This is a genomic window from Nostoc sp. T09 (assembly GCF_002154695.1).
GTDB lineage: Bacteria > Cyanobacteriota > Cyanobacteriia > Cyanobacteriales > Nostocaceae > Aulosira.
The window spans coordinates 1-12,313 of record NZ_MTAV01000029.1 but is presented as its reverse complement, the minus strand read 5'-3'; the positions used below and the strand labels follow the sequence as shown (position 1 = coordinate 12,313).

Genomic DNA, 12,313 nt, shown 5'->3' with positions numbered 1-12,313 from the left:
AATTTCCTTTAGTTAGTATGAATTTTGCGGGACTGCGATCGCTTCCATAGGTTCGTCTATTAGTTGCAGCGATCGCATTTTTAATGTTTCTAAACCTAAGTGGTGAGTTGCCGAGATAAACACAGCTTCAGGATACTTTTGTTGAGCTTCAGCCAAAGTTTCCCTTTCTACTCGGTCAATCTTGTTAAAAGCAATCAAACTCTTTTCAGGAATCTCAGGCATTTCTGCGAGTATTTCCTCTACACTCGCAATCTGGTCTTCCCAAGCTGGATGGGATAAATCCACGACATGAAGCATGGCATCTGCCTCAATTACTTCCTCCAATGTGGCGCGAAACGCATCCATCAGTGGTGGTGGGAGTTCGTGAATAAACCCTACAGTATCTGTGAGCAGAATTGACCGACGTTGTTGCGTTTCTGGTTCTATAATTACCACCTTGCGCGTTGTCGGGTCGAGGGTGGCAAAGAGTTGGTCTGCGGTGTAAACTTCAGCGTTAGTTAACACATTCAACAAAGTCGATTTACCAGCATTGGTATACCCAACTAATGCCACAACCGGAATTTCTTGCTGTTGTCGTTGTTGTCTGATGCGGGCGCGATGTTCTTGTAACTGGTTGACTTCTTGCTGTAGTTGAGCAATTCGCCGTTGAATTGTTCGCCGTTCTGTCTCTAGTTTTGTTTCACCAGGCCCCCGCGTACCAATTCCTGCACCTAATCGAGACATCTCCTGACCGCGGCCGCGTAGCCGAGGTAACATATATTCGAGTTGTGCCAGTTCTACTTGTAATTTCCCCTCTTGAGTACGAGCGCGTTGAGCGAAAATATCAAGAATTACTTCTGTACGGTCTACAACTCGGATGCCAATCTCTTGTTCCAAGTTACGGGCTTGAGATGCAGAAATATCTCGGTCAAAAACAATCAGATTAGCTCTAACTTTTTGGGCTAGAAGCGTGATTTCTTCCACCTTTCCCTTACCGACAACTGTTTGCGGATGGGGGCGGTCGCGCTTTTGCCGCATCGTATCGAGTACAATTCCTCCAGCACTTTCCACCAAACGCACCAATTCAGCAAGTCCATCTTCAAAGCGTTGCACGGAGACATCTTCTGTCTGTACTCCTACCAACAACACCCTATCTCGATCGGATACGATGTCTTGCGATAGAAATATTCCATCTCCCGCGTCAGCAATTTCTTCTTCCCATTCCGCAACTAAGACATCAAATTCTTGTTCGGTTAGGTCATCCAAACTTAGAGGAGGTGAAATAACCCAAGGATTTTCGGAATCGGGGAAAAGGTAAGCTAAAAAAGTGTCTTTTACTTCGCCATTAACTACAGTTAACACGACAAGAGCATCTAAGCGCTGACGTGCCATTGCAACCAACGCTGCTTCATCAGGTGAATCTGATTTAAATTGAGTAGTAACACAACGAATGCTGCTTAAGCGCTCTGCACTGCGACGGGGTAACTCCTCAGGTGGAATTTGAGTTTGGCTTGGTGTTCCTACAGCAATTCGGATAACTTGCCCACGCCGATTGATATAACAACAAATAGGGTGGTGAATTTTTTGGCTAATTGTTGCTAAGGCTTGAGCAAACTCTGGCGTAATCAATCTATCTCCGGGTTGCCGTTGCTCGTAAAGCTGTTGTAATTGTTTGATTTGGCTGGCTTTTATTCCCTGAATATTGCCATAAATATTTTGCATACTACTATTTAATCGAGTGTTTTTAAATAAAATGCAGAAGGAACAATTCTGTTCAAAAGAGGATTATAGTTATTGGATTTTACGTGAAATTATCTCTACTACTTATAATTAGCTCTCTTAAATCTTGATTGAATCTACCAAGCGGAATAAGATTTATAATGCCTCGACTACTTGATAACTTTGGGATTGAGTAACCTGCTCAATAATATTTGCTGCCTGTTTTACGCCGCCTGCTTGTTGAATTGATTGTTGAATCTTTTGTGCATTCTTTCTATAAGAATGTGTCGTTAATACCTGCTCTATTGTCGATCGCAGTTTGGAAACGCTAAGTTTCGGTAGAGACAGCACTTCTCCGACGACCGTTGAACAAATACGTGCGCCAGTTCCTGGCTGTTCAAAGGTGATAGGAATTGCTACTAAAGGTACACCGTAGCTTAGGGAATCTAATGTTGTATTCATCCCCGCATGGGTAATCGTCAGGCTTGCTTTGGCCATGATATCTGGTTGGGGTGCATACTCAACTACTAATGGACTTCCAGGTAGCGATTGCACTATTTCTGCACTCATTCCACCCCCATGTGCAATTACTAGTTGTACATCCAGTTCTGCACAAGCAGCAGCAATGCAGCAAAATACTGTATGTTTAGTGTTCTGGACGCTTCCCAAGGAGGCATAAACCATAGGCTGTGTAGTCAACCGATCGTAAGGGAAATCAACTAATTGTGGTGAAGCGTTGCGTAACGGCCCTACATAATGAAGATGCGATCGCAAGTTGGGAATGGGAAACTCAAATGCCGGAGGTTGTTGACTAATATGAGCCAGCCGCGCATTAGAAGCGTAGATGTGGCGGTAATTTGGCAACTTCCACTGCTGACGGTAACGATTAATCGTTTGCAAAATTGGTTGACAACTGCGATCTAAAAAGTAATAAGCTACCTGATTGCGGATTTTTGCCCACTGGGTATTTTGGTAATTCCAAGGAGTAAAAAAAGGCGGAACATCAGCGCGGCGGTGAATTACCTGGCCACAAGAAATGCAGATAAACGGAAGGTTGAGATATTCCGCCACTGTTTCACCCACAGGTTCGAGTTGATCTACCAGCAAAACCTCAATTCCCGTCGCTGCGATCGCTTTTGGTGCATCTTGGCAGATGATTTCCACCATTTGCTGGCAAAAGTCAACAGAGTAACGCAGCGCCTCTACAGCACTTAGCTTTCCCAGTTGGGCAAAGGTTTCAGCTATTGATCCAGGTTGATAAATCGCTTCGCCAATCGGATAGAAGTTCACTCCTTCCGATTGCACCTTTAATTCCAGATCGGGAATTTGGAGAAAAGTAACCCGATGTCCGCGCGATTGCAATTCTCGCCCCAAGGCAGCGTGGGGATTTAGGTGTCCGGGATAGGGTGGGCATATAATGCCAAAGTGAGTCATTGCATTTGAGATTTTCGATTATTCTTAACTCGACATGAAGTTGAATAATGCCAATTCAAAATTCAACTTAATTGCTTAATACTCTCTGCTTATATACAGATGGAAGTTGCCACCAAGGTACATGAGGATACTCATGATGTTCTTCATGGTAACCAAAGTGGTAGCAAGCGATGAATGACCAAAAACTTGGCAATGCAATTGTTTGGCTGCAATGGGGATAAATGTACCCTGCTTCCGGTTCTCGATGAGGCAAAAATGTTCCGAAATAAAACAGTTGAATCGAACTTAAAATTGGAGGGAGACTCCAAAATAAGATGAGATTCATTTCTGAGATGTGCAAAACATATTTAGCTAAATTAAATACGACAGCCAGTAATATTAATTGTTGCAAACTTGAGTATTCTATCATGAAGCGTAAATACCAGAAAATGCCATTCTCTCTCTTCCCATCATGAAAATCGGGGTCAAATTCGCTAGCTGGATAACGATGATGCAACCAATGTTTCTTTAAAAGCTGTTGATATGGAAACAAAGCGTAAAGTGTTACAGCTAGCGAACCGATAAAATTATTAATTTTCGGATTTTTGCGAAAAACTGACCCATGCATCGCATCATGTGCAGTAATAAATAGCCCTGTATAAAGGAACATTTGCCAAACTATGGCAATTGGTATCAACCAAATTGGAATCTTGCTATAGCTAATACTTAGTAAAAAAGTCAAGCTGGCTACCCAAAGACTAATAATTATGATGGCAAACACAAGCCCATAAACTGTGTCTTCTTTAGCACTTAATTGCTCAATTTCTAAGTAATAGCTAAGTGGTTTCTCACAAATATTCAAGCTGATACCCCTTTCTTTCTTACATCTTAAATTAGAAAATTAATTGTAGTTTCTTAGCTGTTATTCTTAGTTAATCAGACATTTAGCAGCAAAACCACTTAAATTAATATCTAAATTTTATGTTCTTATTTTATCAACGCAAATATTGCCTGGTTTCTATCTTTAGGTGCAAAAGTAAAATCCGCTCTTTCTAACCTTAAGATAAATACAGTAACAGAGTCAGGTTAATCACCTAACAATTAGGCTTGGGCAAACCTAAATTATATGTAAAAAATTTATAACTACGTAGTGTACACTACAAATTATTGACAAATCCAACTTAATCATGCCGTTTCTGATGCCATTGCCAAGCGTGGCTAATAATTTCGTCTAAATTTGGGTATTGAGGCTGCCAACCTAATTTTTGTCTTGCTTTATCGCTACTGCCAACCAAAATTGGAGGGTCTCCAGGACGGCGATCGCGTTCTTCAATTTTGATTTCTTTTCCTGTTACTTTTTTAGTAGTTTCTATTACTTCCTTGACTGAAAAACCACTACCATTTCCCAAATTAAATACTTCGCTTTCTCCGCCTTTGAGCAGATATTCCAAACCTAAAATATGTGCTTGTGCTAAGTCAGTTACATGAATATAATCCCGGATGCAAGTACCATCTGAGGTAGGGTAATCAGTGCCGAAAATAAAAATGGATTCACGCTTACCCAAAGCTGCTAGTAGCACTAATGGTATGAGATGAGTTTCTGGTTCATGATCTTCACCTAACAACCCATTGGGGTCAGCACCTGCGGCGTTAAAATAGCGAAAACGTACAGACTTTAAATTGTAGGCTGTATCAAAATCAGACAAGATTCGCTCTACCATCCACTTGCTAGTAGCATAAGGACTAATTGGGTCTTGCGGATGGTCTTCAGTCAGAGGAATAAACTGAGGTACACCATAGAGAGCGCAAGTAGAAGAAAAGATAAATTTGTTGACTGACGCTTTTATCATTGCTTCTAAAAGTGTCAGAGTACCGACAACATTATTTTGGTAATATTTGGCTGGATGAGTAACAGATTCACCCACAGCAATGTAGGCGGCAAAATGCATCACCGCAGCTATATTATGAGTGGAAAATATCTCATCAAGAAGAGCGCGATCGCTCATATCTCCAACAATCAACTTTACCTGCAAAACTTCTTCTACAAGTTCTCGATGCCCGTTCGACAGATTATCTAAAACAATTACTTCATAACCTGCATTTTTTAGGGCTAATACAGCATGGGAGCCAATATATCCGGCTCCTCCCGTTACTAAAATAGTGTTTGTCATTTGTTATTTGTCATTTGTCATTAGTTTTTCTCCCCCTCATCTCCCTCATCCCCCTTGTCCTACGTTCTTTCTTCCAAGTAGCGAGAAATTGCACTATCAAGGTGTGGCATTAATTCACCTCGACTGCTACCAAGAACACTGTAAGCTGGGCGGGGAGCAATAAAACCCAGTTCTTGTGTAGGCACAGAAATTAGACTGCTGACACTCACGCCTGCTTTTTGCGCTGCTAACCGTGCCAAATCGGCCCAAGCTACAGCGCCTTTATTAGCCAAGTGCCACAAACCGTTCTCGCCATCAATCAGCAAATCTAGGCTGGTATGAACAAGATCCGGCACATAGGTAGGCGAGACGATCGCGTCTTCTGCGGCTACAAAACTATTACCAGCAGCTAATTGTCGTAGGGCGATGGTGACGAAGTTGTACTCATCCCACGGGCCAAAAAATGCACTGGTACGAATTACTAGGGATGCTGGATAAGCCTGCAATACTAGCTTTTCTGCCAAAACTTTGCTGCACCCATAGACATTGAGAGGGGCAACTGTATCACTTTCGACATAAGGATTAGACACAGCACCATCAAATACTAAATCTGATGAGAAAGTCAGCAATGCTACATTATGCTGAGCGCAAGCAGCAGCTAAAATCGCTGGACCTTCAGCATTTACCTTTAAACAAATATGGGGTTCGCGTTCTGCATCGTCTACCCGTACGTATCCCGCAGCGTTCACAACTGCCCAAGGTTGTAATTCGGTAAGCACTGCATCAACGGAAGCGGGATTGGCAATATCCATGTCTTGGCGTGTTAAGAGGCGATATGAGATGCCTCGCACTTCACACAACCGAGCAAAAGCCTTGCCTAGAGTGCCTGTGGCTCCGACAATCGCCAGGGGACGAGAGGACACAGAGACAAAATTACTCTTTCCCTCTTCTTTTAAACAACTGACTGCTGGATATAATAAGCGCTCTTGTCGATGCCACCATCCTGGGGTATCAAGTAGGGGATGATTGGGTTGACGCCGAGCGGCTAAATCTTGCACCATTTTGGCGATCGCAGTCGGTCTAGGACGTAACGATCGCAAATCAAACACGCCTGACTCGTAGTATCCTACAGCGCGAGTTAGTAAACTATTCCAATCGTAGCTGCCGAGAAGTGCCCAAGCCGTTACAGCACGAACATCTGCACCGCGATCTTGGAGTTCTTGGGCTGCATTCCACACTTCTTTGAGCCAGCGTAATTGCTCTTCACGGGTGCAACTGAGGTGAACTTCAGTGACAGCTAGGGGTAGTTGATAGCGTTCCCATGTCTCTTTGAGCAATGTGCGCGGGCCTGCTAAACCTTCTGCACAGACTCGCACTGCCTCGACATCTGCATAGTTGTCCCGCCCATTACCGCCATGCGTCCAAGCTGGATAATTTTCTAGATGCTCATCTAAAAAGCGCTCGCTCGTCAGGTAGTGGTTAATGCCGATGATGTCAGGTGGACAGGTATTTTGCAAAAATACTTCTAATTCAGCCTCGCTGACACCACAATCACGCAAGTAACCCCACATGGGATGAGTTGGAGTGATTCGACCACACAATAAATCTAAACTTAACCAGCGGCGCTCGTTCTCAAATTCTGCTTGATAAGCCAGCTTTGGTGTACTGTAAGTCTTACCCAAATCCTCGGTTTGTACGAGTTGGGCATCGGGATTAACTTCGCGGATTGCCTGCATCGAAAGAGCGATCGCCCGACACTCCCCTAACAAAGCACGGGCAAAAGTTAAATCGTCCTGGCCGTGAGGATACCAGTGACCGTACATCCCACTAAATCGTGCTGTTGTTAATGGCTCGTTTACCGGTGTGTAATGTGTAATCCAAGGATAGCGTTCTGCCACTGCACGAGCAAACACCGCTAATTTCTCAGGAAATTCTGGATCTACCAAGCTGGTATCACGCGGCCCACTGCCATGATGTACTAATCCCACAATCGGACGAATACCGAGTTCGCGCAAGCGTTCTAGTCGTTCATCCGCCCACGACCAATCAGCATTCTCCAAACCGTTAGGCGCTATCCGTTCCCACAGCACTGGATAGCGGATGGCTTGTATGCCTAGTTCAGCAAATAAATCTAGATCATCCAAACGCGTTGCATGACCATTGCGTTCTAACTGATCAAAATACTCTTCACCCACACGATTAACCGTACACTCGATACCAGCCCACACTTCTAGAGGAAGTTGCGATCTAGTAGTGTTGAGCGTCGAGTTGAAAGCAGAAGCCATAATTTATAACTCAAGCTGATATTTTATTTTTATTGATGTCTTTATGCGTTCCCTTCGAGTTCTATCCTCCGGGAAGCCGCTGGCTTGTCTATCCAGCTTTGAGTAAACCTTGAATGGTTAGGAGTAGGGTGTGTTATGCCGTAGGCTAACGCACCACACGATCCGAGATTTTTGGTGCGTTAGGACTAATGTCCATAACGCACCCTACTTACAAAGCCGCTCTAATTACGAATTATTTAACTCTTAACCGGAATTTGATTGTACACAGCCAGAGCTTGAGCAACACATTGATCCATGTTGTAGTACTTGTAGGTCGCTAGTCTGCCAACAAAATATACTCCTGGTGTGGAATCAGACAGCGCCTTATATTGCTTGTACATTTCGTTATTTTCAGGACGCGGTACAGGATAGTAAGGATCGCCCTCAGCCTTGGGAAACTCGTACACAATACTAGTTTTAGAGTGTTCCTGCCCAGTTAAGTACTTAAACTCTGTTATCCGGGTATAAAGCTGTTCATTCGGATAGTTAATCACTGGCGCTGATTGAAACACGGGTATATTGTGTGTCTCATGCTTAAAATCAAGCGAACGATACGGTAATTTGCCGTAGCGATAATCAAAGAACTCGTCAACTGGGCCTGTGTAGACCATCTCACGGCAAGGTATGGCTTTTTGGATTTCGCGATAATCTGTGTTCAGCATTACCTTGATGTTCGGGTGATTGAGCATATTCTCGAACATCCGGGTAAAGCCATGCAGTGGCATTGCTTGGTAACTATCGGTGAAATAGCGGTTGTCACGGTTGGTGCGAGTAGGTATCCGAGCAATTACTGATTTATCAAGTTCCGATGGATCGAGTCCCCATTGCTTGCGCGTGTAACCACGGAAAAACTTTTCATACAGTTCTCGACCAACTTTACTCACTACCACATCCTCTGAGGTGCGGATGTATTCGATTGGTTCAGCAAGTGAGTTATAAAATTCCTTTACCTCAAATGAATTGAGATTCATGCCATACAACTTGTTGATGGTGTCGAGGTTGATCGGTATAGGAACAAGTTGCCCGTCTACACTTGCAAGAACGCGATGTTCGTAAGAACGCCACTGAGTAAAGCGCGAAAGGTATTCAAAGACTTCGCGAGAGTTGGTGTGAAAGATATGAGGGCCGTATTTGTGTACGAGAATGCCATGATCGTCATAATGATCGTAAGCATTGCCGCCGATGTGATTGCGCTTGTCTACAACCAGCACTTTTTTACCAGACTGAGTTGCCAAACGTTCGGCAATCACACTACCAGAGAAACCAGCACCGACAATCAAGTAATCAAAGACAAAATCTCTGGTAACAATATTTGGCGCTGATTTAGCCTCTGCACCTCTGGAGTTAATGTCATCACTATCACGGGTAGCAATGGCAGAGTCAATCAGCTTCATCATTGATGCCCAGGTACGATCCCAAGAAATCTTTTCTAAAAAAGTATCTACTCGACTCAACCATTCTGATTCTCTTGTGTCTTCTTGCATTGCTTGTTCGGCGGCGGCGACGAACTCAGAAACTGTGTCTGCAATTCGCACCAACTTTGAATCTCCGTAGGGACGCACCACATCTCGAATTGAGGTAGATACTACAGGCCTACCTGCGGCAAGATACTCTGGAGTCTTCGTTGGGCTAATAAAGCGTGTTGCTTCGTTGCGCGCAAACGGCAGCATTGCTAAATCCCACCCAGCCAAATATGCAGGTAGCTGTTTATAGTCTTTGCTACCAAGATAATGTATATTCTCGCGCTGTGGTAAAGCGGCTGGATCGATTTTGACAACTGGACCAATAATTACTAAATGCCAATCAGGACGGCTATCGGCAATACCACGCAGCAATTCTATATCCATCCGCTCGTCAATCACACCAAAAAATCCCAGACGGGGATGAGGAATATGAGCTTGATCTGCTGGTTCTTGAATATTTCTCGCTTGGTTAAAGTGTGGGACATCTACACTGCTAGGAAATGCATAGACGTTTGGGTGTTGATTCACCTTACTTTCGTAAAGGCTTTGTCCCCCTGTAAATACTAAGTCTGCACGGTTAAATAGTTCAGCTTCGTAATTCTTTAAAGTGGGAGATGCTCCGTGGAATGCAGACAATTCATCCATGCAATCGTACACCACGGCTTGAGGTTGCAAGTGGCGGGTAAAACCGATCGCCATTGGTGTGTAATACCAACAAATGTATTTGTTGATCTTCTGCTCGGCAAACAAACCATCAATGAGCAGTTGTAAATCTGCATTGATTGCTTCTTGGCTTAAACCTTCTGGTAGATGCGGCACAACCACAACTACTCCACTCCCATCTTCGTTGATCTCTAACCTTCCCAAAGGTTCTGGGGAGAAAATTGGCTCCTCAATAAAGAATACTCGCTTTCCTTGAGCGCAGCGGCTAAGAAGATGTTGTGGTCTTTGATAAACAAAATTCCAACGCAAATGAGATAAGCAAATTATATCGGGAGTATCTTTAAAGGTTTCTGTCGGTTGAATCTTTTTATTTGATGAACTTGAATGCAGCAGTGACGTACTTGATGATTGCGTTTCTTCTAGCTGCGATCGCTTTCTTGTACGCTGGTTCGGCGAAATAATGTTACTGACACCGTTGTTTTTGACTTTAGCTTTTTCACTGGGCATAAAAGCTCGCTCTCATTCCTTAGGTTTATTAATTCTGGCTAGCAAATTTCTAATACCTTTTCTTTATAAGGCAGCGCCGAAATCACTTTCAGCCAAAGCTTGCAACCTAGTTTGGCGCTTGTTTATATTGAATTGGTATAATCATTAACTTGTGGAATTATTAATAATAATACTGGTAGCTTTTGGTATTTCTCATCTGCCAGAATAAGTATAAAACTTAAGTTAAAATAATTCTTAAGTATTATATTTTTATCAATATCTAAATAATAAATATATGTTTAAACAGCATAATTTTATATACAATATATTTGCATATAAAACATTAATAATTATTTGGTTTTCTGCTATGTTAAGTCAGCGTTACTAAAACGACTTTAAAATTTTTTGTACAACCAGCACACTATTTATTGCTAACAACCTTCTTCTAAGCTTACTTATAAAGTAAACCATAGTCTGTCCGGTTGCGCACATAATAACTTTGAAAAATTTTACAATAAATGTATCAAATTTGAGAAATTCAGTTTATTTCTTATAAAAGATTCTGGCTCCTACTATAAGCATCAGCCTTCTGATATATATATTTGAGCTATTTTTAGGTAAGCGATTAGTCCTCGTTGAATCCAGTTTTAATTATTTTGTTGCCTTGGATACATTGTCTTGTAATAATGACTTTTCCCAACTTAAGTCAGTGAAGTAATTGCTTTTATTGTCTGGTTGATTGCAAGTAAGTATCATAACTTTACCAGTTCGCAACTATCAGGTAGCTAGTGAAGTTTACTTACCATATATCTAATGTTAATTGATTATTGACAAATAATTAATAAAATAATTTTATCATTCAAGGTGACCTTTCTATACAACTTATTTGAAATCGTCAGCACTGCTACCTGAGTACTGCATAAAAAATTCAACACCAACCTATTTAGCTAGTGTGGCTGAAAAAGCCAAACATATACACTCTGAAAAATTTATTTTACTAATATGCTTCAACGCACCTTAGCTATAACTGCCTCTAGTGCAGTTTTACTCTCATCTTTACTCAATGCTGCTTTTGCAGTTCCCGTTCACACTGCTAGTAATTTAGGTAATATTGACGTAATTAAGCAGAATGAAATCTTAGCACAGAGAATTCCTCTAGGTAGACGCCAAGCGATCGCTAACGCACAAGATAGATATGCCGCTATTTGGGTAAAATCTGGGAGTTCAGCTTGGCAAGCACGACACGGGATGACCTCGGATCAATATCAAGCAACTTTCGATCAACTAGTTGGTCAAGGCTATCGATTAGTTGATGTCAATGGTTATGGTGTCAACGGACAAGACAGATACGCTGCTATCTGGGTGAAGTCTGGTGGACCAGCTTGGGTGGCGCGACATGGTTTGAACTCATCTCAGTATCAAAGCACTTTCGATCAACTAGTTGGTCAAGGATATCGATTAGTTCATGTCAGCGGTTACAGTGTCAACGGACAAGACAGATACGCCGCTATTTGGGAGAAGTCTGATGGTCCAGCTTGGGTAGCGCGACATGGATTGACATCATCTCAGTATCAAGCCACTTTTGACCAACTTGTTGGACAAGGGTATAAATTGGTTGACGTTAGTGGTTACAGTGTCAACGGACAAGCTAGATACGCCGCCATTTGGGATAAATCTGGTGGTTCAGCTTGGGTGGCGCGACATGGATTGACATCATCTCAGTATCAAGCGACTTTCGACCAACTTGTGGGTCAGGGATATCGATTAGTTCATGTCAGCGGTTACAGTGTGAATGGACAAGACCGATATGCGGCTATTTGGGATAAATCTGGTAGCCCAGCTTGGGTAGCACGACATGGTTTGACTTCATCTCAGTATCAAAGCACCTTTGACCAACTTGTGGGTCAAGGTTATCGATTGGTTGATGTGAGTGGTTACAGTATCCAGCCTTAAGGAATGTGGATTCAAGAGTTTTGCCAGAAGTCTAGTGTTTGTCTGAAATAAGACTGCATAAACCGATAATCACTTTTCTGAAAATACAACCACAGATAAACACTAGACCTGCCTTAAAAATAGAGGCTGAAACAACGCAAGATCGTTATTTTCATTGTTTCTT

The 12,313-nt window shown here is 42.6% G+C and carries 7 protein-coding genes; 1 reads left to right on the top strand and 6 read right to left on the bottom strand.

What is annotated here, in order from left to right:
* Window positions 1–12: 12 nt before the first annotated feature.
* The 6 genes from hflX to glf all read right to left on the bottom strand — a co-directional run bounded on the left by hflX (window position 13) and on the right by glf (window position 10,218).
* Window positions 13–1,701, bottom strand: coding sequence for a GTPase HflX (gene hflX, locus BV372_RS08480; protein ID WP_086685817.1), 1,689 nt, complete (start codon window positions 1,699–1,701; stop codon window positions 13–15).
* A gap of 153 nt (window positions 1,702–1,854) precedes the next feature.
* Window positions 1,855–3,132: a glycosyltransferase gene (locus BV372_RS08475; RefSeq protein WP_086685815.1), complete on the bottom strand. Its 1,278-nt coding sequence runs from the start codon at window positions 3,130–3,132 to the stop codon at window positions 1,855–1,857.
* Window positions 3,133–3,199: 67 nt separating this feature from the next.
* The gene (gene crtW, locus BV372_RS08470; RefSeq protein WP_086685813.1) at window positions 3,200–3,973 is read right to left on the bottom strand and encodes a beta-carotene ketolase CrtW; all 774 of its coding nucleotides are present in this window, start codon (window positions 3,971–3,973) and stop codon (window positions 3,200–3,202) included.
* Between the two features lie 319 nt (window positions 3,974–4,292).
* On the bottom strand, window positions 4,293–5,282 hold the full coding sequence (gene galE / locus BV372_RS08465) for a UDP-glucose 4-epimerase GalE (protein ID WP_086685812.1): 990 nt from the start codon (window positions 5,280–5,282) through the stop codon (window positions 4,293–4,295).
* Between the two features lie 59 nt (window positions 5,283–5,341).
* Entirely contained in the window at window positions 5,342–7,546 is a 2,205-nt protein-coding gene (locus tag BV372_RS08460) for a family 1 glycosylhydrolase (protein ID WP_086685811.1), read from the bottom strand.
* A 236-nt stretch (window positions 7,547–7,782) separates the two neighbouring features.
* Window positions 7,783–10,218 (bottom strand): UDP-galactopyranose mutase, encoded by a 2,436-nt coding sequence (gene glf / locus BV372_RS08455; RefSeq protein WP_086685810.1) that lies wholly within the window; start codon window positions 10,216–10,218, stop codon window positions 7,783–7,785.
* Between the two features lie 981 nt (window positions 10,219–11,199).
* On the opposite strand from glf, the gene BV372_RS08450 reads away from it, so the two are divergent.
* Window positions 11,200–12,150: a hypothetical protein gene (locus BV372_RS08450; protein WP_086685808.1), complete on the top strand. Its 951-nt coding sequence runs from the start codon at window positions 11,200–11,202 to the stop codon at window positions 12,148–12,150.
* Window positions 12,151–12,313: the final 163 nt, after the last annotated feature.

Excerpts from the sequence above, each read along its gene's own strand:
- hflX (WP_086685817.1), bottom strand. The coding sequence starts at position 1,701 with ATGCAAAATATTTATGGCAATATTCAGGGAATAAAAGCCAGCCAAATC.
- BV372_RS08475 (WP_086685815.1), bottom strand. The coding sequence starts at position 3,132 with ATGACTCACTTTGGCATTATATGCCCACCCTATCCCGGACACCTAAAT.
- galE (WP_086685812.1), bottom strand. The coding sequence starts at position 5,282 with ATGACAAACACTATTTTAGTAACGGGAGGAGCCGGATATATTGGCTCC.
- BV372_RS08460 (WP_086685811.1), bottom strand. The coding sequence starts at position 7,546 with ATGGCTTCTGCTTTCAACTCGACGCTCAACACTACTAGATCGCAACTT.
- glf (WP_086685810.1), bottom strand. The coding sequence starts at position 10,218 with ATGCCCAGTGAAAAAGCTAAAGTCAAAAACAACGGTGTCAGTAACATT.
- BV372_RS08450 (WP_086685808.1), top strand. The coding sequence starts at position 11,200 with ATGCTTCAACGCACCTTAGCTATAACTGCCTCTAGTGCAGTTTTACTC.